The sequence below is a fragment of the Paracoccus sp. pheM1 genome (genome assembly GCF_018499825.1).
GTDB lineage: Bacteria > Pseudomonadota > Alphaproteobacteria > Rhodobacterales > Rhodobacteraceae > Paracoccus > Paracoccus versutus.
The window spans coordinates 460,460-484,209 of sequence record NZ_JAGXCX010000001.1 but is presented as its reverse complement, the minus strand read 5'-3'; the positions used below and the strand labels follow the sequence as shown (position 1 = coordinate 484,209).

23 protein-coding genes and 1 tRNA gene are annotated in these 23,750 nt (G+C 68.5%); 15 read left to right on the top strand and 9 right to left on the bottom strand.

Annotated features, from left to right (window positions below):
* Positions 1–107 precede the first annotated feature (107 nt).
* On the bottom strand, positions 108–929 hold the full coding sequence (locus KF941_RS02470; protein WP_072463669.1) for an ABC transporter permease: 822 nt from the start codon (positions 927–929) through the stop codon (positions 108–110).
* Positions 930–1,060: 131 nt separating this feature from the next.
* On the opposite strand from KF941_RS02470, the gene KF941_RS02465 reads away from it, so the two are divergent.
* From KF941_RS02465 to lpxK, 9 genes are all read left to right on the top strand, one after another.
* Positions 1,061–1,663, top strand: coding sequence for a GcrA family cell cycle regulator (locus tag KF941_RS02465; RefSeq protein WP_214272455.1), 603 nt, complete (start codon positions 1,061–1,063; stop codon positions 1,661–1,663).
* A gap of 1 nt (position 1,664) precedes the next feature.
* On the top strand, positions 1,665–2,108 hold the full coding sequence (locus tag KF941_RS02460) for an NUDIX hydrolase (RefSeq protein WP_036760754.1): 444 nt from the start codon (positions 1,665–1,667) through the stop codon (positions 2,106–2,108).
* A 95-nt stretch (positions 2,109–2,203) separates the two neighbouring features.
* A complete protein-coding gene (gene metG, locus KF941_RS02455; RefSeq protein ID WP_036760756.1) occupies positions 2,204–3,922 on the top strand; it encodes a methionine--tRNA ligase in 1,719 nt (572 codons plus the stop codon).
* A 193-nt stretch (positions 3,923–4,115) separates the two neighbouring features.
* Complete coding sequence (locus tag KF941_RS02450; protein WP_214272454.1) at positions 4,116–6,257, top strand: TonB-dependent receptor; 2,142 nt, start codon at positions 4,116–4,118, stop codon at positions 6,255–6,257.
* A gap of 96 nt (positions 6,258–6,353) precedes the next feature.
* Positions 6,354–7,274, top strand: a complete 921-nt coding sequence (rocF, locus tag KF941_RS02445; RefSeq protein WP_214272453.1) for an arginase — start codon at positions 6,354–6,356, stop codon at positions 7,272–7,274.
* Between the two features lie 84 nt (positions 7,275–7,358).
* A tRNA-Leu gene (locus tag KF941_RS02440) sits at positions 7,359–7,444 on the top strand.
* A gap of 348 nt (positions 7,445–7,792) precedes the next feature.
* Entirely contained in the window at positions 7,793–8,038 is a 246-nt protein-coding gene (locus KF941_RS02435) for a DUF4170 domain-containing protein (RefSeq protein ID WP_036760816.1), read from the top strand.
* Positions 8,039–8,054: 16 nt separating this feature from the next.
* Entirely contained in the window at positions 8,055–9,287 is a 1,233-nt protein-coding gene (locus KF941_RS02430) for a glycosyltransferase N-terminal domain-containing protein (protein ID WP_116222191.1), read from the top strand.
* Entirely contained in the window at positions 9,284–10,273 is a 990-nt protein-coding gene (lpxK, locus tag KF941_RS02425) for a tetraacyldisaccharide 4'-kinase (RefSeq protein WP_214272452.1), read from the top strand. The genes KF941_RS02430 and lpxK overlap by 4 nt, the downstream gene beginning before the upstream one ends.
* A 79-nt stretch (positions 10,274–10,352) precedes the next feature.
* On the opposite strand, the gene KF941_RS02420 is transcribed toward lpxK, so the two are convergent.
* Entirely contained in the window at positions 10,353–11,009 is a 657-nt protein-coding gene (locus KF941_RS02420; RefSeq protein WP_214272451.1) for a DsbA family protein, read from the bottom strand.
* The gene (locus KF941_RS02415; RefSeq protein ID WP_036760800.1) at positions 11,006–11,581 is read right to left on the bottom strand and encodes a DciA family protein; all 576 of its coding nucleotides are present in this window, start codon (positions 11,579–11,581) and stop codon (positions 11,006–11,008) included. Before KF941_RS02415 ends, KF941_RS02420 begins: the two co-directional genes overlap by 4 nt.
* A gap of 151 nt (positions 11,582–11,732) precedes the next feature.
* On the opposite strand from KF941_RS02415, the gene KF941_RS02410 reads away from it, so the two are divergent.
* Positions 11,733–12,743: an A/G-specific adenine glycosylase gene (locus tag KF941_RS02410; RefSeq protein WP_214273628.1), complete on the top strand. Its 1,011-nt coding sequence runs from the start codon at positions 11,733–11,735 to the stop codon at positions 12,741–12,743.
* A 58-nt stretch (positions 12,744–12,801) separates the two neighbouring features.
* Complete coding sequence (locus KF941_RS02405) at positions 12,802–13,938, top strand: alkane 1-monooxygenase (protein ID WP_072463673.1); 1,137 nt, start codon at positions 12,802–12,804, stop codon at positions 13,936–13,938.
* A gap of 138 nt (positions 13,939–14,076) precedes the next feature.
* Here the strand turns inward: KF941_RS02405 and KF941_RS02400 are convergent, their stop codons facing one another.
* The 4 genes from KF941_RS02400 to KF941_RS02385 form a co-directional block, all read right to left on the bottom strand.
* Positions 14,077–15,207, bottom strand: a complete 1,131-nt coding sequence (locus KF941_RS02400; RefSeq protein ID WP_072463664.1) for a site-specific DNA-methyltransferase — start codon at positions 15,205–15,207, stop codon at positions 14,077–14,079.
* Between the two features lie 88 nt (positions 15,208–15,295).
* Entirely contained in the window at positions 15,296–15,928 is a 633-nt protein-coding gene (locus KF941_RS02395) for a ribonuclease HII (protein WP_036760808.1), read from the bottom strand.
* Positions 15,925–16,404, bottom strand: coding sequence for an ureidoglycolate lyase (locus tag KF941_RS02390; protein ID WP_036760810.1), 480 nt, complete (start codon positions 16,402–16,404; stop codon positions 15,925–15,927). The genes KF941_RS02395 and KF941_RS02390 overlap by 4 nt, the downstream gene beginning before the upstream one ends.
* A 57-nt stretch (positions 16,405–16,461) precedes the next feature.
* On the bottom strand, positions 16,462–17,637 hold the full coding sequence (locus KF941_RS02385; protein ID WP_072463661.1) for an MFS transporter: 1,176 nt from the start codon (positions 17,635–17,637) through the stop codon (positions 16,462–16,464).
* Positions 17,638–17,914: 277 nt separating this feature from the next.
* Between KF941_RS02385 and KF941_RS02380 the strand changes: the two genes are divergently transcribed.
* From KF941_RS02380 to KF941_RS02370, 3 genes are all read left to right on the top strand, one after another.
* Positions 17,915–18,664 (top strand): GntR family transcriptional regulator, encoded by a 750-nt coding sequence (locus KF941_RS02380; protein ID WP_214272450.1) that lies wholly within the window; start codon positions 17,915–17,917, stop codon positions 18,662–18,664.
* 110 nt (positions 18,665–18,774) lie between these two features.
* Positions 18,775–20,214 carry a L,D-transpeptidase gene (locus tag KF941_RS02375; RefSeq protein WP_214272449.1) on the top strand — a complete coding sequence of 480 codons (1,440 nt, stop codon included), beginning with the start codon at positions 18,775–18,777 and terminating at the stop codon, positions 20,212–20,214.
* Positions 20,215–20,216: 2 nt separating this feature from the next.
* On the top strand, positions 20,217–21,065 hold the full coding sequence (locus KF941_RS02370; protein ID WP_214272448.1) for an extensin family protein: 849 nt from the start codon (positions 20,217–20,219) through the stop codon (positions 21,063–21,065).
* Between the two features lie 3 nt (positions 21,066–21,068).
* Here the strand turns inward: KF941_RS02370 and KF941_RS02365 are convergent, their stop codons facing one another.
* Positions 21,069–21,800 carry a Crp/Fnr family transcriptional regulator gene (locus tag KF941_RS02365; protein ID WP_072463657.1) on the bottom strand — a complete coding sequence of 244 codons (732 nt, stop codon included), beginning with the start codon at positions 21,798–21,800 and terminating at the stop codon, positions 21,069–21,071.
* 125 nt (positions 21,801–21,925) lie between these two features.
* Positions 21,926–23,242, bottom strand: coding sequence for a FliI/YscN family ATPase (locus KF941_RS02360; RefSeq protein WP_214272447.1), 1,317 nt, complete (start codon positions 23,240–23,242; stop codon positions 21,926–21,928).
* Between the two features lie 108 nt (positions 23,243–23,350).
* Here KF941_RS02360 and KF941_RS02355 point away from each other — a divergent pair, with 108 nt between their 5' ends.
* The gene (locus tag KF941_RS02355) at positions 23,351–23,740 is read left to right on the top strand and encodes a FlgB family protein (RefSeq protein WP_214272446.1); all 390 of its coding nucleotides are present in this window, start codon (positions 23,351–23,353) and stop codon (positions 23,738–23,740) included.
* Positions 23,741–23,750: the final 10 nt, after the last annotated feature.

Here is a 23,750-nt window from a genome sequence, read left to right as displayed (position 1 = left end):
CGGGATCGGACGTCGAAAGCGTCAACGTCGGGGACGGGCGATATGGGCGGTCCGAGCGATCATGCCCGTTCGCATAGCGCGGAAGCGGCCCCCGTGCAACGGGGATTTCAGGGCTTCATGCGATAGCCCGAGGCCAGCCAGCGCCAGGCGGTGAACAGCACCAGCGCCACGGCCAGCCCGCAGACCGCCAGCCCGCGCAGCACCGGCGCGTCGGAAACCCCGGCGATGCCGTAGCGCGCGCCGTCGATCAGGTAGAAGATCGGGTTCCAATGCGCCAGCGCCCGGAACGGCTGGGGCAGCGCCTCGACCGAATAGAAGGTGCCCGACAGGAACGACAGCGGCGTGACGATGAAATTGGTGATGACCGCCATCTGGTCGAATTTCTGCGCCACGATCGCGGCCAGCAGCCCCAGCCCGCCCATCAGCAGCGCGCCCAGCACCACGAAGGCCAGCGCCCAGAAGGGATGCGCCACCCCCTGCCCCAGGACCAGCGCCATGCCGGTGGCGATGGCGGCGGCGACGATCAGCGCCCGCGTCACCGCCCCGGTCAGGTAGCCTGCCAGGATCTCGCCCGCCGACAGGGGCGGCATCAGCGTATCGACGATATTGCCCTGCATCTTGGCCGAGATGATGCTGGACGAGGTATTGGCGAAGGCGTTCTGGATCACCGTCATCATCAGGATGCCGGGCCCCAGGAAGGCCAGGTAGGGCAGGCCCATCACCTCGCCCCGGTTTTGCCCCAGCGCCAGCGCAAAGACGATCACGAACAGCGCCGAGGTCATCAGCGGCGCGAAGATGGTCTGCTGCCAGACGCTGAGGAAGCGCATGATCTCGCGCCGGCTGAGCGTGTATAGGCCCAGCCAGTTCACCCGGCCAAAGCGGCGCACGCCCATCTGGCGAAATCCGGGGCGGGACTGGATCGGCTGCATCGGGGCTCCTTGAATTTGCGGGCTCGGATGGGTAAATCTGGCTATCCCCGGATTTAAGGCCGGGTCTTGCGGAATTGAAGCCACTAGCACGAAGAGCGCCGGGACGCATCCCGGTGCAGGAAAGGCAAGCCATGTCCTGGACCGACGAGCGCGTCGAGACGTTGAAACGCATGTGGGCCGAAGGCCAGTCGGCCAGCCAGATCGCCAAGGAGTTGGGCGGCGTGACCCGCAACGCGGTGATCGGCAAGGTCCACCGCCTGGGCCTGTCGAATCGCGCCGAAGAGGGCGCGGACCCAGCGCCCGAACCCGTTGCCGCCAAGCCCGCCCCCGCGCCTGACCCGCGGCCCGCCGCGCCCGAGCCGGCACCAGCGCCCCAGCCCAAGCCGGCCGCGGCGGCCGCCCCTGCGCCCGAGCCGGCACCCGAACCCGCGCCGCAGCCGGCCAGCTTCAACCGCCGGCCCATCGTGCCGGCCGGCCAGCCGCTGCCGCCGCAACCCTCGGCCAACGAGATCAGCCCCGAAGCGCTGGCCTCGGTCCGCGAGGTCGAGAAGCGCGCCCGCAAGCTGACGCTGATGGAGCTGACCGAGCGCACCTGCAAATGGCCGATCGGCGACCCGGCGACCGACAAGTTCTGGTTCTGCGGCCTGCCCTCGATGCCCGGCAAGCCCTATTGCGAGGCGCATGTCGGCGTGGCCTTCCAGCCGATGAGTTCGCGCCGCGACCGTCGTCGCTGAGGTGCCCGATTTCCCCCGGCTCGCCGCGCTGGCCGTCACGCTGGACGGCTGCGGCGATGCGGCCCGCGCGCTGCTGGTGCGCCGCCGCAACCCGCCCGACGCCGGGCTCTGGGGCTTTCCCGGCGGCCATGTCGAGCCGGGCGAGACCGCGCTTGACGCCGCCGTGCGCGAGCTGGCCGAGGAAACCGGCGTCACCGGCCGGCCGCGTGCCTATCTGGACAATATCGACGTGATCGAGCGCGGCGCGGATGGCGCGCTGCGCTTTCACTTCCTGCTGGCGGCAGTGCTGTGCGACCATGTCGCGGGCGAGCCGGTGGCGGCGGACGATGCGCTGGACGCGCGCTGGGTGGCGGTGGGCGACATCCTGGCCGGCCGCCTGCCGCTCAGCGCCAGCGTGCCCGATGTCATCCGCAAGGCGCTGGCCTGCCGGGACGCCTCCTGCTGACCCCGCGGCCCGGCCCGCGGCGAAAACCGTGCGAACCGCTGGCCTTCGCCGCCGGTGCTGGATAAAGAAGCGCCAGAGAACAACAGGACCGGATCATGGCGCGGCATCTCATCACCTCGGCGATCCCTTACATCAACGGGATCAAGCACCTCGGCAATCTCGTCGGCTCGCAGCTTCCGGCGGATCTCTATGCCCGCTACCTGCGGGGCCGCGACCACGAGGTGATGTTCATCTGCGCCACCGACGAACACGGCACCCCGGCCGAACTTGCCGCCGCCAAGGCCGGCAAGCCCGTCGCCGTCTATTGCGCCGAGATGCACGAGATCCAGGCCGAGATCGCGCGCAACTTCGGCCTGTCCTTCGACCATTTCGGCCGCTCGTCCTCGGAACGCAACCACGTGCTGACCCAGCATTTCGCCGGCAAGCTGGACGAGAACGGCTATATCGCCGAGGTCGAGGAGCGGCAGGTCTATTCCATCGACGACGGCCGCTTCCTGCCCGACCGCTATATCGAGGGCACCTGCCCCAACTGCGGCTATGACAAGGCCCGCGGCGACCAGTGCGAGAACTGCACCAAGCAGCTGGACCCGACCGACCTGATCGAGCCGCGCTCGGCCATTTCCGGCTCGACCAACCTGGAGGTGCGGGCGACCAAGCACCTCTACCTGCGCCAGCGCGCGCTGAAGGACCAGATCGCGACCTGGATCGACAGCAAGACCGACTGGCCGATCCTGACCACCTCGATCGCCAAGAAATGGCTGAACGACGGCGACGGCCTGCAGGACCGCGGCATCACCCGCGACCTCGACTGGGGCATCCCGGTGAAAAAGGGCGACAAGCCCTGGCCGGGGATGGAGGGCAAGGTCTTCTACGTCTGGTTCGACGCGCCCATCGAATACATCGCCGCCACCGCCGAGGGCGCCGACAAGCGCGGCCAGCCCGACAGCGCCTGGCGCCGCTGGTGGCGTCTGGACGAGGGCGCCGGGGACGTGACCTATACCCAGTTCATGGGCAAGGACAACGTGCCCTTCCACACCCTGTCCTTCCCGGCCACGATCATCGGCTCGGGCGAGCCCTGGAAGCTGGTCGATTACATCAAAAGCTTCAACTACCTGACCTATGACGGCGGCCAGTTCAGCACCTCGCAGGGGCGCGGCGTGTTCATGGACCAGGCGCTGTCGATCCTGCCCGCCGACTACTGGCGCTGGTGGCTTCTGTCCCACGCCCCCGAATCGGGCGACAGCGAGTTCACCTGGGAGAATTTCCAGCAGTCGGTGAACAAGGATCTGGCCGACGTGCTGGGCAATTTCGTCAGCCGCATCACCAAGTTCTGCCGCTCGAAATTCGGCGAGACCATCCCCGAGGGCGGCAGCTACGGCCCCGAGGAAGAGGCGCTGGTCGAGGCGCTGACCGCCCGCGTCCGCGCCTATGAAGGCTTCATGGACCATGTCGAGGTCCGCAAGTCGGCGGCCGAGCTGCGGGCGATCTGGGTTCTGGGCAACGAATACCTGCAATCGGCGGCGCCCTGGTCGACCTTCAAGACCGACCCCGACCGCGCGGCGATGCAGGTGCGGCTGGGGCTGAACCTGATCCGGCTTTACGCGGTGCTGTCGGCGCCCTTCATCCCCTTTGCGGCCGATGCGATGCTGGCGGCGATGCGGACCCAGGACCGCACCTGGCCGGACGATGTCCGCGCCGCGCTCGAGGCCCTGCCCGCCGGCCACGCCTTCACCGTGCCCGAGGTGCTGTTCGCCAAGATCAGCGACGAAAGCCGCGACGAATGGCAGGACCGCTTCAAGGGCATCCGCGGCTGAAATCACCCCGACGGCCTGCGACAAAATGCCGTAGGCTTGTTGCATTCATGCCACAAACCTTTCCACGGGCGGGCTGACGTCTTGTCCCGTGGTATGGCGGCTGGTTAATCGCCCGCAGTTTACCCAGGTCATGGCGATCCCCCTTGCCCTCTCGGCCCAGGCAAAAAACCGTTCCTGTTGTCGAGAGGTGACGATGCCGTCCTATCAAACGAACTCCCCTGCCCGGCTGCGAGCCAATCGCAGCCTGCGCGCAGCGCTGCTGTCGCTGACGGCGCTTTGCGCCCCTGCCCTGGCCCTGGCGCAAGAGGAAAACGCCGATGTCGTCGTGCTGGACAACATCGTCATCACCGCAGCCGGTTTCGAGCAGAACATCAAGGAAGCGCCCGCCAGCATCTCGGTCATCACCGCCGAGGAACTGCAAAAGGGCAATTTCACCAGCCTGACCGATGCGCTGAAAGAGGTGCAGGGCGTCGTCACCACCGGAACCGCGAACGAATCCGACATCTTCATCCGTGGCCTGCCGGGGCAATACACCCTGATCCTGGTGGACGGAAAGCGGCAAAGCACCCGCGATTCGCGGACCAATGGCAATGCCGGCTATGAGCAAAGCTTCATCCCGCCGATCGCTGCCATCGACCGGATCGAGGTCGTGCGCGGGCCGATGTCCTCGCTTTACGGCTCGGACGCCATGGGCGGTGTGATTAATATCATCACCAAGCCGGTCGCCGACACTTGGACCGGCTCGGTCTCGGTCGAGACGGTTCTCCAGGACGAGGAAGGCTTCGAAAACAGCCGGCAGACCTCGTTCTACGCCTCGGGCCCGCTGGTCGCCGACGTGCTGGGCCTGCAAGTCTGGGGCCGCAAGTTCGACCAGGACGCCTCGTCGATTTCGGGTGGCCCCGGCGGATCGGACGATTACGACTTGGGCGCGCGGCTGACCTGGCATGCGGATGACCAGAACCAGGTGCTGCTGGAGGCCGGCCGCACCCAGATCACCAGCGAAGATTATGGCGACCTGGGTTATCGCGACCATGACCGCGACCACTGGTCGCTGACCCACAAGGGCAGCTACGCGGATCTGGATACCGAACTCAGCTTCTCGCAGGAAACCGGCGAACGCACTTCCTACAGCAGGACCGCGGCCGGCACCGATTTCGTCGAGAACCTGCGTTCGCCGGAAGTGCGCAATTCGGTCCTGGACGGCAAGGCGACCCGGACCCTGTCCTGGAACGGCGAACACCGGCTGACCATCGGCGGCCAGTTCATGCGCACCGAGATCACCGACCAGAACCCCGGCGCCGTGGCTCCGGGCGCGGAACCCCGTGACGAGAAGTTCCAAGGCGACGAATGGTCGCTTTATGTCGAGGACGAGTGGCGCCTGCGCGACGATTTCGCCCTGACGCTGGGGCTGCGCTATACCGACAACGAATTCTATGGCGGCCATGTCGCGCCCCGTATCTACGGGGTCTGGAACGCGACCGAGAACCTGACCGTCAAGGGCGGCATCTCGACCGGCTACAAGACCCCCGAGCTGCGTTCGATCATTCCAGGTTACGCCTATACCAGCGGCGGCGCCGGCTGCGCCAGCAACACGCCGCCTTCCTGCGCCGTCATCCTGGGCAACCCGAACCTGAAGCCGGAAGAAACCCTGAACTTCGAGCTGTCCACCGTCTATGAAGCCGACGCCTTCACCCTGAGCGCCACGGCCTTCCATACGAAGTTCGACAACAAGCTTCAGCAGAAAAGCCTGGGCGTCGGCGACAACGACCCGGCCAACGGCATTGAAGACGGATACTGGACTGGGGGACCGCAGTATCGCGGGACCGACGGCGGGCTGTATTACCGCCGCGTTATCCAGAACTTCAACGTCGATGAGGCCGAGATCAGCGGCCTGGAACTGGCCGGCGATTGGGACATCACCCCGACCCTGTCGGCGCGCGCCTCCTATACCTACACGAAGTCCGAGCAGAAGACCGGCGAATTTGCAGGCTTCCCGCTGGCGCGCACGCCGGAACACATGGCCAGCCTGCGTTTCGACTGGATGACCCCGGTGGAAGGGTTGGATAGCTGGCTTTCCGCCAATTACCACGGCTCGGAAATCGCCTCGGGCCTGCGTATCGGCAGCAACGGCCGCGAAGTCGAGATCGACGGCCAGACGGGGCGCAAATATTCGCCCTACACCACGGTCGACATCGGCGCGAACTACAGGATCAACGAGATGGCCACCCTCAACGCGGCCGTCTACAACGTCTTCAACGAAGAGGTTCGTGAGACCGAGTTCAACACCGTCCAGGAAGGCCGTCGCCTCTGGCTGGGCCTGACGGCGAACTTCTAGGCGTCCCTTTTTCCCGAAACACCTGCCTGCCCGGCTGTGGACTTTCCACGGCCGGGCATGTTCTTTTCGAAAAGCAGGAGACAGGAAGGAACGCGCATGACCCATTGCATCCTGATCGGCGCCCCGGTGGACGAGGGGCAGCGGCGGCCCGGCTGTCTGATGGGCCCGGCCGCCTATCGCGTGGCGGGGCTGGCCTCGACGCTTGCCGAGCTGGGCCACACGGTCGAGGATCGCGGCGACCTTCTTCCCGCCGCCGGCCGCGGCCAGACCTGCGCCAATCCCGCCGTGCATCACCTGCCCGAGATCGTCGCCTGGACCGAGGCGCTGCGCGCCGCCGGCTGCGCCGCGATGGAAGAGGGGATGCCGATCTTCCTGGGCGGCGACCACGCGCTGGCCCTTGGCACGCTCGCCGGGGTGGCGGCCCATGCCCGCGCGGCGGGGAGGCCGCAATTCGTGCTGTGGCTGGACGCGCATAGCGATTTTCACACCATCGAGACCACGGGCTCGGGCAACCTGCACGGCACGCCGCTGGCCTATGCCTCGGGGCGGCCGGGATTCGAACCCTTCCCCGCCTTTCCCGCGCCGATCCCAGGCCGCAACATCTGCATGTTCGGCATCCGCAGCGTGGACGGCCCCGAGCTGGCCGCGCTGCGCGAGACCGAGATCGTCGTGAACGACATGCGCGTGCTGGACGAACGCGGCATCATTGCGCCCCTGCGCGAATTCCTGGACCGGGTCCGGGCCGAAAACGGCATGCTGCATGTCAGCCTGGACGTGGATTTCCTCGACCCCTCGATCGCGCCGGCCGTCGGCACCACCGTCCCCGGCGGCGCCACCTTCCGCGAGGCGCATCTGGTCTGCGAACTGCTGCACGAAAGCGGGCTGATGACCTCGCTCGACCTGGTCGAGTTGAACCCGTTCCTGGACGAACGCGGCCGCACCGCCAAGCTGATGGTGGACCTGGTCGGCTCGCTGATGGGGCGCAAGGTCTTCGACCGGCCGACCCGCAGCTTCTGAGCCCGCAACCTGCGGCCCCCGCCGCGCCCCCGTCGCGACGGAGGCTTGCCAATCCCCCGCCCGCCCGCTAGCCAATTCCCCGGCGCGGGCGTGGCGGAATGGTAGACGCATGGGACTTAAACTCCCTGGGGCGCAAGCCTGTGCGGGTTCGAGTCCCGCCGCCCGCACCATATTCCCGCATATCCTTCCCCCCATGGTCCGGCGGCCTATAGCCTGATCCGCACCACCAATCCCTTCCGGCCCCTGCCGGCGGCATATCCCTTTGCCAGCACCAGTCGCCGCCTGGCCCTCGAAAAGGGGCAAGGAAAAGCGCACCGGTTCGCCTTTCCCTGCCGCCCGAAAGGCCCTTACCACCACGCTCGGGCCTGTCCGGGGGTGCCGCTTGCACCGCATGCCATCCCTACCCCGGCGGCCCTTTCGCGGCAAACGCCAACCACGCGCGATTTTAAACAAATCGCCTTGGTTCCCCCGCCCGGCTCGGCTAGGTTCGCGCCGGAATCCGAACCCAGGAGAACATGATGGCACAGCGCCTCCACCTCGTTTTCGGTGGTGAACTTGTCGATCCCACCCGCACCGAGTTCCGCGACACCAGGGACATCCATATCGTCGGCATCTTCCCGGACTACGCCCAGGCCCATGCCGCCTGGAAGGCCGAGGCGCAACGCACCGTGGACAGCGCCCATACCCGCTATTTCATCGCCCACCTGCACCGGCTGCGCGACGAAGAGCGCGAGGTCAGCCCGACCGAGGAACTGGGCAGCTAGGCCCCCGCGAATCGCGATGCTTCCCGCCGATGCAACCGCGTCCCTGGCGCTTTGGCTGCACCTGCGCCGCCGCGCGGCGCTGGCCGGCGGCCCGGTCGAACTCCCCGAGGCCCCGCCGGGCGAGGGGCCGCTGGTCATGGTGCATCTGGCGGAACAGGCCGAAGAGCCGCCGCAGCCGGGCGCGCTGGTCAGGGCGCTGCTGGCCCGGCGGCCGGGGCTGCGCTTCGCCTTCCTCGGCGCGCCCTTGGCCCCGGACACCCTGCCTGCCGGGCTGCGCGCCGTGACCCTGCCCCGGCCGCAGGATCCGGCCGCGGTGCGCGAGGTGATCCGGGCGCTGCAGCCGCGGGCGCTGCTGGTCCTGGGCGACCAGCTTCCGGCCGCGCTGATCTCGGGCGCGGCCGAGCAGAACCTGCCGGTCATCCTGTGCGAGGCGCGGCTCGTGGCCCATGCCCGGCGCGGATCGTGGCGCGGCGCGGTCAATCGCGGGCTGATGGGCAAGATCGCCCGCATCCTCGCCCCCGACCCGACCGCCGCCGCCGCCGCCCGGCAATTGGGCGCCCCGCCCGGCCGGATCGAGCTGACCGGCCCGATCACCGAGACACGGCCGCCCTTGGCCGCCAACGAGGCAGAGCGGCGCGCACTGGCCCAGATCCTGGCCGGCCGCCACATCTGGCTGGCGGCCTGTCCCACGCTGCCCGAGGCCAAGGCGGCGCTGGCCGCGCACCAGGCCGCGCTGCACCACAACCACCGCGCCTTGCTGATCCTGGCCGGGCTGCCGGCCGAGACGATCCCCCAGGTCCGGGCCGAGGTCGAGGCGCTTGGCCTGGCCGCCGTGCTGCGCTCGGACGACGAAGACCCCTCGCCCGACGATCACGTGCTGATCGCCGAGGACACGCAGGAGATGGGCCTGTGGTATCGGCTGGCACCGGTCTGCTTCATGGGCGGCACGCTTCTGCCCGGTCCGGGCCTGGCGCCGCGCCACCCGTTCGAGCCGGCGGCGCTTGGCTCGGCCATCATCCACGGCCCGCTTACCGAGGCGCATGGCCCGGAATGGACACAGCTCGACGGGGCCTCGGCCGCGCGGCTGGTGACCGAGGCGGCCGGGCTGACGCGCGCGGTCGCAGATCTCTCGGCGCCGGATCAGGCGGCGATGCTGGCCGGCAACGCCTGGTCGGTCAGCACCGGCGGCGCCGCCGTCCTGGGCCGCATCGCCGATACCGTCCTCGAGGCCATGGAGAACCCGCAATGAGCCGCCGCGCCCCCGATTTCTGGTTCCGGCCGCCGGGGCTCAAGGCGCGGCTGCTGGCGCCGCTGGGCGCGCTTTACGCCGCGGCCACCGCCCGCCGCCTGGCGCGGGGGCCACGCACGCGGCCGGGGGTGCCGGTGATCTGCATCGGCAACCTGAACGCCGGCGGCACTGGCAAGACGCCCACCGCCATCATGCTGGCCCAGTTCTTGCAGGACCGCGGCATCGCCGTGCATGTGGTCTCGCGCGGCTATGGCGGCAGCGAAAAGGGACCGCTGCGGGTCGAGGAATCGCGCCACAAGGCGGCCGAGGTCGGCGACGAGCCGCTGCTGATGGCCGCCTTCGCCCCGGTCTGGGTCGCGGACGACCGGCAGGCGGGCGCAAGGGCGGCGGTCGAGGCCGGGGCGCAGGCGATCCTGCTCGACGACGGCTTCCAGGACCCGGCGCTGGCGCATGACCTGGCGCTGGTGGTGGTCGATGCGGCCAAGGGCTTCGGCAACGGGCTTTGCCTGCCCGCGGGGCCGCTGCGCGAGCCGGTGGAACGCGGCCTCGCCCGCGCCGACCTGCTGCTTTCGATCGGCGAGGCCCCGGCCCAGGCGCAATTCGCCGCGGCCTGGGGGGCGCATCTGTCCCTGCCGCACCTGACCGGCCGGCTTGTGCCCCTGCAGACCGGCATGGACTGGCAGGGCCAGCGCGTGCTGGCCTTTGCCGGCATCGGCCATCCCGAGAAATTCTTCGCCACCCTGCGCGACCTCGGCGCAGAGGTGGCCCGCGCCGAGGCGCTGGAGGACCACCAGCCCTTCACGCCGCAGCTGCTGACCCGGCTGGAAACCGAATCGCGGCTGATCGGCGCGCAGCTGGTGACGACGGAAAAGGACGCGGTGCGGCTGCCGCGCGGCTTCCGGCCCAAGGTGCTGGCCCTGCCGGTGCGGCTGCAACTGGAGGACCCGGCGCCGCTTGCCGACCGGCTGGCCGCGCTGGGATTGTGAAAGGCCCCGAAACGGGTCCGGGGCCTTCCGCTTTCTCCGTTCTCCAAATACTCCCGCGGCCGCGCCGCCCGGAGATCGCTCAGCCTTTCTCGGCCAGCTTGGCGTCGATGATCTTCTTCAGCTCTTCCCAGGGCTGGTTTTGCACCTTTTCGCCGGCGATGATGAAGGTCGGCGTGCCCTCGACCTGGTCGGCGGTGGCATGGGTCTGGAAGGTGGCGACCAGGTCCGCGACCTTCTGCTTGTCGTTCCAGCAGGCATCCATCTGCTCGGTCGTCATCCCGGCCTTGGCGCCGATCTTGCGCAGGTTCGCCGCGATCTCGTCGCCCGATTTCGCGTTCAGCCAGTTCTTCTGGTCGTCGAAGATCAGGTCCGAGACGGCATAGTATTTCTCGTCCCCGCCGCAGCGGGCAAGGATGCCGGCCCAAAGCCCGACCGCATCGAAATAGACGTCGCGCTGGATGAAGCGCACCTTGCCGGTATCGATGTATTCCGCCTTCAGCCTGGGCAGGTTCTCGTCATGAAAGACCGCGCAATGGCTGCAGGTGAAGCTGGCATATTCGATGATCGTGACCGGCGCGTCGGCCTGGCCCAGCGCGATGTCGGGCAGAACCTTGCCCTCGGGCGCCGGCTCGGCGGCATTCTCGGCGGGTTTCGCCTCTTGCGCCATCGCGGGCAGCGCGGAAAGGGTCAGCGCGGCCGTGGCGGCGGCGATCAGGGAGCGGCGAAGCAGCATCATGGATTGGCCTTTCGGTCGTTGGCGTCCCGGCGGGACAGGATGTTCAGCGCCAGCCGCCGCATGGCGGCGGACAGCGCGGGATTGTCGAAGCCCGAGGCGATGGCCTCGGCCTGGGCGAGGTCTTGCGGACCCGGCGCGGCGGCGCGGCGCGGCGCGGCAAGGAACGCGGCCTGCCCCTCGGCAAAGCCTTCCGCCCCTTGGGCATCGGCCCCTTCGGCAAAGCCGACGGGCGCGGTCTGGGTCAGCACGATGCGCGAGACGGCGTTGAAGCCGTAGCAGGCGTTCACCCGCGCGCGGATCTGTTCCAGCTGCATGCCGATCAGCGGCGCCTGCGCCCCCGGCACCAGCAGCGTCAGCGTGGCGCCCATGGACTTGCCATGGCTGATCCTGACCGGGCGGGTATGGGCGGCAAGCTCGGGGCCGACCACCTCGGGCCAATGGGTCAGCAGCCGGGTCGCGGCAAAGCCCCGGCCCTCGCCCACCGCCTTGACCCGATGCGCGACCAGCTGGGCCGCGGCCTCGAAGCCGCGCATCCGGCGGCGGGGCTGGGTTTCGGGTTTCTTCTGGGCCATCGGGCGACCATATGGTTTATCTGGCGCGCAGTCTGGACCGCGGCGCGCCCGGATACCAGAGAGACGAGGCTGAAAATTGCGTGACCCCAGGGTGATCCCGACCGAGCTGCTGGCATGGTACGACCGCCACGCCCGCGTGCTGCCATGGCGCATGCCGCCGGGCGGCGGCGCGGCCGACCCCTATCGCGTCTGGCTGTCCGAGGTCATGCTGCAACAGACCACCGTCGCCGCGGTAAAGTCCTATTTCCAGCGCTTCACCAGCCTCTGGCCCACGGTCCACGACCTTGCCGCGGCCGAGGACGCGCAGGTCATGGCGGAATGGGCCGGGCTCGGCTATTACGCCCGCGCCCGCAACCTGGTCGCCTGCGCCCGCGCGGTCGCGGCCATGGGCGGATTCCCCGACACGCGCGAGGGGCTGGCGGCCCTGCCCGGCATCGGCGCCTATACCTCGGCCGCCATCGCCGCCATCGCCTTCGACCGGCCCGAGACGGTGGTGGACGGCAATGTCGAGCGCGTGGTCGCACGGCTTTTCGCGGTCGAAACCCCGCTGCCCGCCGCCAAGCCGGAACTGGTCGCGCTGGCCACCCGCCTGACCCCGCCCCGGCGGCCGGGCGATTTCGCCCAGGCCATGATGGACCTGGGCGCGACCATCTGCACGCCCCGCAGCCCGGCCTGCGGCATCTGCCCGATCATCCCCCATTGCGCGGCCCGCGCGCAGGGCATCGCCGCGGACCTGCCGCGCAAGGCGCCGAAGAAGGCCAAGCCCCTGCGCCGCGGCATCGTATGGATCGGCTTTGCCGAGGGCGCGGTCCTGGTCGAGACCCGGCCGGACAGGGGCCTGCTGGGCGGCACGCTGGCCTTTCCCTCGACGGGCTGGGACGGCTCGGACCTGCCGCCCCCGGCGCCCGCGGACTGGCAGGAGATCGGGCTCGTCCGCCATGTCTTCACCCATTTCGCGCTGGACCTGACGGTGATGTCCGCCCCCTTGACCGCGGCGCCGCAGCGCGGCAGTCTGGCACCGTTCAGCGAGTTCAGACCTTCCGCCCTGCCAGGGCTGATGCGCAAGGCCTGGGCGCTTGCCCGCCCCGAAACCGCAACCGGGTCTGCGACAACCGGTCGCCGTGGCAAGCCATGGCGAAACCCGCCACAGTCCCCCGCGTGACACGCATTTCTCCCGGCTGCTCAAGCCCCGTATCAAGACCGATTATTTCGTTGCCCCCATGCAAACCGCTTTTCGTTCCCGTCTGATCGACGCCCTGCCCTTCTGGCTTTCGCTGGGCATGGTTCCCCTTTTCCTCATCGCCGCATATTTCGGCGGCTGGTGGTTCCTGCTGATGCCGCTCTACGCTTGGTATCTGATGACCATGCTGGACGCGATCCTGGGCCTGAACGAGGAAAACCCCGACACCGAAACACCCGAGGCGCAGCTGTTCTGGTATCGCGCCATCACCGTGATCTGGTTCCCGATCCAGGCGGCGATGATCTTCGGCGCGATCTGGTATTCCGCCCGCAGCGGCCTGACCGGCTGGGAAAGGCTCGGCCTGTTCTTCGGCATCGGCGTGGCATCGGGCACCATCGGCATCGTCTATTCCCATGAATTGCTCCACCAGAAGAACCGGCTGGAGCGCTGGATGGGCGACCTGCTTCTGGCCTCGACGCTTTATTCGCATTTCCGCACCGAGCACCTGCTGGTGCATCATTCCTGGGTGGCGACGCCGCGCGACGCGGTTTCGGCCCGCTACAACGAAGGGTTCTTCCGCTTCTTCCTGCGCGTGCTGGCCGAATGCCCGAAAAGCGCCTGGCAGGCCGAGGCGCGGCGGCTGACCCGTGCCGGCCGGTCGAAATTCGACCGCCGCAACCCGTTCTGGCGCTATGGCGCGCTGCAACTGGCGATGCTGGCCCTGGCGGCGGCGCTTGGCGGCTGGCAGGGGATCTTGCTGTTCCTCTGGCAGGCCTTCGTCGCCGTCTGGCAGCTGGAACTGACCAATTACGTCGAACATTACGGGCTGACCCGCAAGCATCTGGGCGAGGGCCGCTATGAACATGTGCTGCCGCGCCACAGCTGGAACAGCGCGCACACGGCGACGAACTGGCTGCTCATCAACCTGCAACGCCATTCCGACCATCACTACAAGCCCGACCGCCGCTTTCCGCTGCTGCAAAACTATAGCGAGGAAGAGGCGCCGCAATTGCCGATGGGCTATCCGGCCATGACCTTCCTGGCCATGGTCCCGCCCCTGTGGCGGCGGCGGATGAATCCCCGCGTCCGGGCCTGGCGGCGGCAATTCTATCCCGAGATCACCGATTGGCAGCCCTATAACCGCGGCAAGCTGCCGATGCCGCGCGGGGCGCTCTAGCGCCGCCTGCGCAGGCCGCCCCGCCGGTTCCGGCAAAGCTGAAAAGGCCCCGCCCGGCGGCATGCCGCAGGACGGGGCAAGGCGGTCCCGGCCGCACCAGAGCTTGCGGAGCCTCGGGACTTGGCGAAAGCGGAAAACTCAGTGGGCGCGGCCTTCCTCGGCCTCCATCTCGGCGCGGATCTGCTGGCGCAGGATGTCGATGGGCACCATCCGCCCCTCGCGCCGGAAATGCCAATAGGTCCAGCCGTTGCAACTGGGCGCCCCTTCCAGCGCGGCGCCGACCTGGTGGATCGAGCCCTTCACGTCATTGCCGATCAGGCTGCCATCGGCGCGCACCTTGGCCTTGTGGCGGTTGTTGAGCGAATAAAGCTCCTCGCCCGGCCGCAGCATCCCGCGCTCGACCACCTGGCCGAAGGGCACGCGCGGCTCGGCGCGCTTGGGCTTGATGGTGGCGATGGCCTCGCTGTCGAACTTGCGGATGCGGGCAAGGCGCTTTTCGGCCACCTCGCGATAGGCCTGCTCGCGCTCGATGCCGATGAAGTCGCGGCCCAGCATCTTGGCCACGGCGCCGGTGGTGCCGGTGCCGAAGAACGGGTCCAGCACCACGTCGCCGGGGTTCGTGGACCCGACCAGGATGCGGTGCAGCAGCGCCTCGGGCTTCTGGGTCGGATGCGCCTTGGCGCCCTCCGCGTCCTTCAGCCGCTCGCCGCCGGTGCAGATCGGCAGCACCCAGTCGGAACGCATCTGCACGCCCTCGTTCAGCGACTTCAGCGCCTCGTAGTTGAAGGTGTATTTCGCGCCCTCGGACTTGCTGGCCCAGATCATCGTCTCATGCGCATTGGTCAGCCGCTTGCCGCGGAAATTCGGCATCGGGTTGGCCTTGCGCCAGACCACGTCGTTCAGGATCCAGAAGCCCTGGTTCTGCAATTCGGCCCCGACGCGGAAGATGTTGTGATACGAGCCGATGACCCAGATCGCCCCGTCGGGCTTGAGGATGCGCCGCGCCGCCGCCAGCCAGTCGCGGGTAAAGCGGTCATAGGCGGCGAAACCGGAAAACTGGTCCCAATGGTCGTCCACCGCATCGACGCGGGAATTGTCCGGCCGGTGCAGCTCGCCCTTCAGCTGCAGGTTATAGGGCGGGTCGGCAAAGATCAGGTCGACGCTGGCCTCGGGCAGCGCGTTCATGATCTCGATGCAATCGCCGGCGAGAATCTGGTTAAGCGGAAGCGTTCGCGCCGCAGCGCGGGATTTGGTGTCAAGCTTGGTCATCACTGCCTCGGGTTTCGGCTATTGGTTTGCCGATTTGCTGGGGCCGATAATGAGTCACAGCCGATTCGCCGTCAAATTCTTTTTCGAATCAACAGCTTGCAGTTTCTTCTTTACACAATATCTTGTGGACCGGGGCAAAGCTGCGCCTATGATATGGGGTCACGCCCAGATCTAGCAGCGCCTGGCGATGCGCCGGGGTCGGATAACCGGCATTCGCCTCCCAGCCGTATCCGGGATGCTGTTGCGCCAAATCCACCATGATGCGATCGCGCAACAGTTTGGCCAGGATCGAGGCCGCGGCGATCGACAGGCAACGCGCATCGCCGCCGACCACGGCCTGCCCCGGCAGGTCCAGCTCGCGCGGCAGCATGTTGCCGTCGACCAGCACCAGGCAGGGCCGCCGGCGCAGCCCGGCGATGGCCCGGCACATCGCCAGGTGCGAGGCGCGCAGGATATTCAGCCGGTCGATCTCCTCGACGCTGGCATGGCCGACGGCCCAGTCGCAGCGCGCCATGATCAGCTCGGCCAGCACCTCGCGGCGCTTCGCCGTCAGCTTCTTGGAATCGTTGAGCCCCTCGGGAATGCAGGTGACATCCAGGATCACCGCCGCCGCCGTCACCGGCCCCGCCAGGGGTCCGCGCCCGACCTCGTCGACGCCGGCGACGAACCGCGCGCCCTCGCGCAGCGCGGCCTCCTCCAGGGCATAGTCGGGCAGGCTCATGCCTCGACGGTGACGGGGGCGATCGCGACCTCCTCCAGGTTCACGCCCCCGCCCTCGCGATCCACGACCAGAAAATCGGCCGGCCGGTCCAGCGGCGTCAGCACGCCGTGCCAGACCCCGGCGCGCAGGTTCACCCCCATGCCCGCCGGCACCAGGAAGGCGATGGGCGCGCCCGGCCGCCCGCCCTCGTCCGGGGCGACGATCGACAGCCAGGGATCGGGCCCCAGCGGCACGAAGGCCTGCGAGCCCAAGGGATGCCGCTCCAGCAGCGCGCAGTCATAGGGCAGGCTCACCGGCTCGGACCGGAAGATCGAGATGATCGCCTCGCCCCCGCCGCGCTCGACCGTGGCCAGCGCGTGATGGCGCTCGCAGCGCCCGGCGTTGATCATCTTGCTGGGTGCCTCGCGCGGGGTCAGCAACTCGCCGAAAGGGGCGAACTCATCGGCCGTGATCGGCCTTGCCTTGATCGTCGTCATGTTTCTTTCGTGCCCAAATATCCCGGGGGTCCGGGGGCAGCGCCCCCGGCCCGAACTCTACAACCGCCCCATCCGCGGCAGGAAGATGGTCAGCAGGCCCATCAGCGGCAGATAGGAACAGACCTGATAGACGAATTCGATCCCCCTGGCATCGGCGATCACCCCCAGCACCGCCGCGGCGATCCCGCCCATGCCAAAGGCGAAGCCGAAGAAGATGCCGGCGATCATCCCGGTCCGCCCCGGCACCAGCTCCTGGGCAAAGACCACGATGGCCGGAAAGGCCGAGGCCAGGATCACCCCGATCACCACGGTCAGAAGCCCGGTCGCGACCAGCCCGACATGCGGCAGCACCAGGGTAAAGGGCAGGATGCCCAGGATCGAGAACCAGATCACCTTCAAGGGCCCGACCCGGTCGCCGACCAGCCCGCCCAGCATGACGCCCGCCGCCATCCCGCCCAGGAACAGGAACAGCATCACCTGCGCATGCTGGGTGCTGAGCCCGAATTTCTCGATCAGGAAGAAGGTGTAATAGCTGGAAATGCTGGCGGTATAGATGTTCTTGGTGAATGTCAGCAGCGCCAGCACCACGATGGCCAGCGCCACCCGCTGGCGGGTGAATGGCAGGGCCTCGGCGGGACGCGCCGAAGCGGCCTTGCGCCGCCCGTCGGCCCAAGTGCCGATCCGCCACAGGATCGCCGATCCCGCCATGGCCGCGATCGAGAAGATCGCGACCGAGGGCCGGCCCAGCGGCACCACGATGAAGGCCGCCAGCAGCGGCCCCAGCGCCGCCCCGAAATTGCCGCCCAGCTGGAACAGCGACTGCGCCGTGCCGAATCGCCCGCCCGAGGCGATGCGGGCCACGCGCGAGCTTTCGGGATGGAACACCGCCGAGCCGATGCCGATCAGCATCGCCCCCGACAGGAGCACCCAATATTCATGCGCCAGCGCCAGCAGCAGCACCCCGACGAAGGTCGAGCCCATGCCGACGGCCAGCGAACGCGGCATCGGGTTGCGGTCCGTGACCATGCCCACCACCGGCTGCAAAAGCGAGGCCGTGACCTGGAAGGCAAAGGTCATCATGCCGATCTGCCAATAGGACAGCGCGAATTCCTCGCGCAGCAGCGGATAGATCGCGGCCAGCATGGACTGCATGATGTCGTTGATCATGTGGCACAGGCTGATCGCGACCAGAACCGTCCAGGCCGTGGCGGAAACGCCCTGGCCGCGGAACATCGAAGCTTCCGACACGGCAACACCTCTTGAGAATCGCCCGATTTGTCCCGTCCGGCCGGCAAAATGTCAACCGTGGCAGGCGGAACACGGCCGGCCGGCGCGATTGTCCTTGACCCTCACGGGAATTTGCTCTCAAAAACTAAACCAATAAGTTTACTTAAGCCTCTGGTCGGGCGAGACATGTGGCACGGCCTTGTTGCAGCCTCGGTGCCGCGAACCGTTTGATCCAGACGTATCGAGTTCTGCCGCCCCCTCGACGCAAAGACATATTCCAGAGATGATTGAACTTCCCCGCCACCTTGCCCAGGCACTTTCGGCCGAACAACAAGAGCGCAAGCGTCGGAACATGACCTGGCAGGCCGTCCAGGAAGAGGTTCTGACCCGGATCCACGACGGCCATTGGCCCGAGGGCGAACTGATCCCGACCGAGGCCGAGCTGGCGACCGAATTCGGCTGCGCCCGCGCCACCGTGAACCGCGCCCTGCAGACCCTGGCGCAAAGCGGCGTCCTGGAGCGCCGGCGCAAGGTCGGCACCCGCGTCGCCCAGCACCCGCGCGTGCAGATGGTGCGATTCCTGCTGCGGCGCGAGATCGAGGCGGCGGGCAAGGCCTATGGCTATGCGCTGCTGGACTACCAGGAATGTTCGCCCCCGGCCGACGTGGCGCAGGCCATGCTGCTGCGCACCGACGACAGCCTCTTGCGCATCAAGGCCCGGTTCAGCGCCGACGAGGCGCCCTATTGCTGCGAGGAACGCTGGATCAACAGCTACGCCACCCCCGGCCTGACCCGCGAGGCGCTGTTGCAGATGAGCCCCTGCGAATGGCTGCTGGGCCATGTGCCGATCAACCGCGCCAGCATGGCGATCGGGGCGACGCTGGCCGGCTCGGGCTTCGTGGCCGAGGCGCTGGGACTGGCGCCGGGCGATCCGGTCCTGGTCACCGAACGGATCGACTGGCTGAACAACATGCCGGTTTCGCTGACGCGGCGCTATTTCCCGCAACACCACCGCTTCGCCGCCACGATCTGAGCCGGGCGTTCAACCCGAGTTGACCGGCTCTTGCTTGCCTTGCGCGGCACATTTGGCCAAATGTGCCCGACAAAAGCAAAAGACCACAGGCAAACAGAACGGTTCCGAGCATGTTCCCGACCCGACCCCGCACGGGCCTTTTTCCGCATCTCGCGCTGGCCGCGGCCACCCTTGTGCTGCCGCTTTCCGCCGGCTGGGCGCAGACGGCAGCGCCCGCCTCCGGCACCTCGGCGCAGGTCGCGGCGCCCAAGCCCAGGGCCCTGGCCTCGATCACCCCGGCCGAGATCGAGGCGGCCGTCTATGACGGCACCGACCTGCCCGCGGGCCAATCCGCGCTGACCGCCAAGGTGCAGATCCTGCTGGACCGCGCCGGCATCTCGCCCGGCGTGGTGGACGGCTGGCGCGGCGGCATGAGCGAAAGCGCCATCATGGCCTTCCAGCGCCGCTCTGGCCTGCCGATGACGGGGCGCATGGATCACGCGGTCTGGGATCTGCTCCAGGGCTATGCCGCCGCGCCGCTGACCATGGCCTATACCATCACCGAAGAGGACGCGACCGGCCTGGTGGACCGCATCCCCTCGGATTATGCCGAAAAGGCGGCGATGAGTTCGCAGGGCTATACCAGCGTGCTGGAAAAGCTGGCCGAACGCTTCCACATGGACGAGAAGTTCCTGGCCAAGCTGAACCCCGGCGCCCGCTTCCAGCCCGGCGAGACGATCCATGCCACCGTGCCCGCCAAGCCGATCCGCGCCAGCGTCACCCGCATCATCGTGGACAAGGAAACCCGCCGCGTCGCCGCCTATGACGCCAAGGGCAACATGGTCGCGGACTACCCGGCCACCGTCGGCTCGGCCGACACGCCCTCGCCCCACGGCAACCACGTGGTCGATGCGGTGGCGCTGAACCCGACCTATACCTACAATCCGCACCGCAACTTCAAGCAGGGCGAGAACGACCGGGTGCTGATCATCCCGCCGGGGCCGAACGCGCCGGTCGGCAATGTCTGGATCGACCTGTCCGAGCCGACCTATGGCATCCACGGAACCGCGACGCCGTCGCAGCTGTTCCTGAACCAGTCGCATGGCTGCGTGCGGCTGACCAACTGGGACGCATGGGAGCTGGCGCATATGGTCAAGCCCAAGGTGACGACGGTCGAATTCCTGCCCCCCGGCGTGCGGATCGCCGATGTGACCGGGATCTCGCCCGTGGCGGCGGCAACGCAGACGGCGGCGGTCGCGGCCATCGCCAGCACGCGCCCGCCGGCCCGCGGCGACCGGCTGCCGCCGGCCGCGCCCGCGGCAGTCGCCATCCCCGCCGCCGCGACCATGGCCGAGGCCGCCGCCGCGACCGCCGCCGCCGTGGTCACGCCCGAGCCGCTGGTCATCACCCCCGACGTCCCGGCCTCGAACGAGCCGCTGGTCCCCGAGGCGGCCCCCGCCCTGCCCGTCCAGGAAGAGCCGGAATATCCCTCGGACGCGGTGCTGCCGGAAAGCCTGCCCGGACAGGCGCCGGGCAGCGTGACGCTGTATCCCCAAGCCGGGCAGCCCTGAGGATGCGCTGGCTGGCGCCGATTCTGGTGGCGATGGCGGCGCTGCTGACCGCCCCCGCATCGGCGCAGGACGCCCCCGCGCCGCGTCCAGACCACCCCGCCGCCGACCGCCCCGCGCCCCGCCCGGAGGCGGAGGCAGAGCCCCAGGCGGAGGCAGAGGCAAAGGCAGCGCCCGAGCCGCCCGCCGAGGCCGCCCCGGATCCCGAAACCCCGGAGAAAGCCGAGGCCGAGCCCCCGCCCGCAGCCCCCGTCCCGACCGGCCCGCCGGTTCATGCGACCCTGCGCGAAAGCGACTTCGACCATTCCGCCTGCCTGCTGGAGCTGACGCTGCTGGGCGCCGATTACAGCGAGGCGCCGCCGATCCTCGACCCCGATCAGCGCGATTGCGGCATCGACCGGCCGGTCCTGCTGCGCCAGCCCCTGCCGGGGATCGAGATTCCGGGCGGCGCACCCATGCGCTGCGACCTGGCGCGGCACCTGGCGCATTGGCTGCGCGATTTCGTCCGCCCCGCCGCGGCGCTGCTGCCGGGCCAGCCGCGGCTGGTGGCGCTGGAGCCGGGCTCGACCTATCAATGCCGGGCGACCGTCGGGACCGCGGGCGAGAACCTGTCCGAACATGCCTTCGGCAACGCCTTCGACATCGCCGCCTTCCGTTTCGAGGACGGCTCCCGCATCGAGATCGGCCCGCGCCAGGACAACGGCGACTTGCAAGAGGCCTTCCAGCGCGCGGCGCGCGGCACCGCCTGCCTGCATTTCACCACCGTCCTCGGCCCCGGCGCCAATGCGGCGCATGACGACCACCTGCACCTGGACATCAAGGCCCGGCGCGGCGGCTTCCGGCTGTGCCAATAGGGCCTAGCGCCGGGCCCGGCCCAGCTCCAGATATTCGGGATCGAACCGCGCCAGCCGCGCCAGCCTTTGCCAATCGAGAATCTCGACCTCGGCGCCGTTCCAGCGGATCAGCCCGTCCGCGCGCAGGTCGCGCACGGCGCGGTTCACATGGATCGGCGTATAGCCGAGGATGTCGGCCAGTTCCTTTTGCAGCAACGGCAGCACGAAGCGGTGGTCCTGCGCCGCGCCCACGCTGGCCAGCCGCGTGTAAAGCTCGCACAGAAGATGGGCCAGATGCGCGCTGGAGCGCAGCGAGGCCGCCGCGACCAGCCATTGCCGGTGGATCGCCGCGTCGATCGCGGTGGACATCCACAAGAGCCGGGTCAGATGCGGAAAGTTCTGGGTGATCTGCCGCAGCTCGGCGTGATCGACGAATTCGACCTCGGATTCCCCGACCGAGATCACGTCATGTTCCAGCCCGGCCAGCACGAAGGCGTGCAGGTCCACGAAATCCCCCGGAACGTGCAGGGCGGTGATCACCCGCTCGCCCGGACGGCCGACCAGCTCGTGCTGGCGAGCCGACATGCCGCGCAGCATCATGCAGCTGCGCGTGGCCATCCGCCCGCGCGGCACGATCACCTCGCCGGGGCGAAAACAGGCATGCTGGGTCGGAATCGCGCGCAGGCAGGCAATATCGCATTCGGAAAGCAGGTCTCGTCTTTGCAAATATCGGACAAAATATTCGGTGATGGCCATGACGCTCCTCGGCTCGACCGCAGGAGATTGTCAACGCGCCGCGGGCTGCGCAATGACCTCGGGACTCCGGTTAACATTCATCAATCATGCCATAACCCCGCCGGATTCATAGACTTCTTTCGCGTTCAGCCCGGTTTCGGCGCCGCAACGCCCAAAGCCTCGGCCAAAAGCGCGAAGCTTTGCGTCGCATCGGCACCTTGCCGGGTGAAGAAGGCGTCCAGGGCCGGGTAAAGCCGCACCGCCTCGTCCAGCCTGGGGTCCGAGCCCGGCGCATAAAGCCCGGCGCGGATCATCAGCTCGGATTCGGCATAGGTGCCCAGCGTCGCCCGCGCCCGCGCGATCAGCGCGTTCTCGGCCGCGCTTGCCGCCTGCGGCAGGGACCGCGAGACCGAGCGCAGCACGTCCACCGCCGGAAACCGCCCGCGCTCGGCGATGGCCCGGTCCAGCACGACATGGCCGTCCAGCACCCCGCGCAGGATGTCGGCCACCGGCTCTTCCATGTCGGAACCGGCGACCAGCACGCTGAAGATCGCGGTGATGTCGCCCGCCCCCTCGGGGCCCGGCCCGGAACGCTCGGCCAGCGACATGATCAGATGCGAGGTCGAGGGCGGAAAGCCGCGATAGCTGGGGCTTTCCCCCGCCGCCAGCGCGATTTCCCGATGCGCCTCGGCAAAGCGGGTGATCGAATCGGCCAGGAACAGCACATGCCGGCCCTGGTCGCGGAAATACTCGGCCACGGTCATCGCCGCCCAGGCGCAGCGCCGCCGCATCAGCGGCGACTGGTCCGAGGTCGCCGCGACCACGACCGCGCGCGCCATCCCTTCCTTGCCCAGCGTCTCCTCGACGAATTCGCGCAGCTCGCGCCCGCGCTCGCCGACCAGCGCGATCACCACCACATCGGCCGAAACCCCCTTGGCCAAGGCCGAAAGCAGCGTGGACTTGCCCACGCCGGAACCCGCAAACAGCCCCATCCGCTGGCCGCGCACCAGGGGCAGCAGCGTGTCGAAGACCGCAAGCCCCGTATCCAGCCGCCCGCCCAGCCGGTTGCGCAGCGCGGCCGGCGGCGGGGCGGGACGAAAGCCGCGCTCCTCTCCGCCTGCGACCAGGGGGCGGCTGTCGAGCGGCCTGCCGAAAGGGTCGATGATTCGCCCGATCCAGGCATTCGCCGGCGCCAGCATGGGCGCAAAGACCAGTTCGACCCGCGTGCCGATCGACAGCCCGTCCATCGGCCCCTCGGGCAGGATCGCCGCCTGGTCGGAATGCAGCGCAATGACCTCGCCGCGCAGGTTTTCGCCGGAACGCATTGAAAAGACAACGCGATCACCCAGGGACGCGTGGCTGTTCAACCCGCACGCCAGGATCACCCCCGCCTGGATCGCGCTGACCTGGCCGAAATGCCGGGTCAGGCGGACCCGCCGTATCCGCGTCGCGATAGATTGCATTTTATCCATTTCGTCCTCGCTTTTTCCGGCCGGCGCCCCTGCCTCGAAAGGGTTTCTAAACCAGTCGAGGTTAAGACCGGGTTTATCGGAACCTGAGGAGAAGCCTCGATGTTTGACCGTATCGACACCCTGCGGATGGCCAGTTCGCTGACGGCCCATGCCGCCGAACGGCAGAAGCTGATCGCCCGGAACGTCGCCAATGCCGACACGCCCGGCTTCCGGTCACGCGATCTTGCCGGCTTTGCCGAGACCTATCGCAGCCAGGGGGCCATGGGGATGCGCGCCTCGCGGCCGGGCCATCTGGCGGGGGCCGGCTGGGGCGCAGGCTCCGCGCGCGTCGCCGATGCCGGCGGCGAGCCCGCGCCCAACGGCAACTCCGTCTCGCTCGAGGACGAGATGTTTCGCAGCGCCGCCGCCAAGCGCCAGTTCGACCTGTCGCTGGCGGTGACCAAATCCTCGCTTTCGCTGGTCCGCACCAGCCTTGGCCGCCGCAGCTGAGGGGGGCGAT

Coding starts and splice junctions, on each gene's coding strand:
- lpxK (WP_214272452.1), top strand. CDS start 9,284: ATGAGCCGCCGCGCCCCCGATTTCTGGTTCCGGCCGCCGGGGCTCAAG.
- KF941_RS02395 (WP_036760808.1), bottom strand. CDS start 15,928: ATGAGCCTGCCCGACTATGCCCTGGAGGAGGCCGCGCTGCGCGAGGGC.
- KF941_RS02410 (WP_214273628.1), top strand. CDS start 11,733: ATGCCGCCGGGCGGCGGCGCGGCCGACCCCTATCGCGTCTGGCTGTCC.
- KF941_RS02420 (WP_214272451.1), bottom strand. CDS start 11,009: ATGATGCTGCTTCGCCGCTCCCTGATCGCCGCCGCCACGGCCGCGCTG.
- rocF (WP_214272453.1), top strand. CDS start 6,354: ATGACCCATTGCATCCTGATCGGCGCCCCGGTGGACGAGGGGCAGCGG.
- KF941_RS02365 (WP_072463657.1), bottom strand. CDS start 21,800: ATGGCCATCACCGAATATTTTGTCCGATATTTGCAAAGACGAGACCTG.
- KF941_RS02380 (WP_214272450.1), top strand. CDS start 17,915: ATGATTGAACTTCCCCGCCACCTTGCCCAGGCACTTTCGGCCGAACAA.
- KF941_RS02430 (WP_116222191.1), top strand. CDS start 8,055: ATGCTTCCCGCCGATGCAACCGCGTCCCTGGCGCTTTGGCTGCACCTG.
- KF941_RS02470 (WP_072463669.1), bottom strand. CDS start 929: ATGCAGCCGATCCAGTCCCGCCCCGGATTTCGCCAGATGGGCGTGCGC.
- KF941_RS02405 (WP_072463673.1), top strand. CDS start 12,802: ATGCAAACCGCTTTTCGTTCCCGTCTGATCGACGCCCTGCCCTTCTGG.
- KF941_RS02360 (WP_214272447.1), bottom strand. CDS start 23,242: ATGCAATCTATCGCGACGCGGATACGGCGGGTCCGCCTGACCCGGCAT.
- KF941_RS02355 (WP_214272446.1), top strand. CDS start 23,351: ATGTTTGACCGTATCGACACCCTGCGGATGGCCAGTTCGCTGACGGCC.
- KF941_RS02390 (WP_036760810.1), bottom strand. CDS start 16,404: ATGACGACGATCAAGGCAAGGCCGATCACGGCCGATGAGTTCGCCCCT.
- KF941_RS02450 (WP_214272454.1), top strand. CDS start 4,116: ATGCCGTCCTATCAAACGAACTCCCCTGCCCGGCTGCGAGCCAATCGC.
- metG (WP_036760756.1), top strand. CDS start 2,204: ATGGCGCGGCATCTCATCACCTCGGCGATCCCTTACATCAACGGGATC.
- KF941_RS02465 (WP_214272455.1), top strand. CDS start 1,061: ATGTCCTGGACCGACGAGCGCGTCGAGACGTTGAAACGCATGTGGGCC.
- KF941_RS02375 (WP_214272449.1), top strand. CDS start 18,775: ATGTTCCCGACCCGACCCCGCACGGGCCTTTTTCCGCATCTCGCGCTG.
- KF941_RS02385 (WP_072463661.1), bottom strand. CDS start 17,637: ATGTTCCGCGGCCAGGGCGTTTCCGCCACGGCCTGGACGGTTCTGGTC.
- KF941_RS02435 (WP_036760816.1), top strand. CDS start 7,793: ATGGCACAGCGCCTCCACCTCGTTTTCGGTGGTGAACTTGTCGATCCC.
- KF941_RS02370 (WP_214272448.1), top strand. CDS start 20,217: ATGCGCTGGCTGGCGCCGATTCTGGTGGCGATGGCGGCGCTGCTGACC.
- KF941_RS02415 (WP_036760800.1), bottom strand. CDS start 11,581: ATGGCCCAGAAGAAACCCGAAACCCAGCCCCGCCGCCGGATGCGCGGC.
- KF941_RS02400 (WP_072463664.1), bottom strand. CDS start 15,207: ATGACCAAGCTTGACACCAAATCCCGCGCTGCGGCGCGAACGCTTCCG.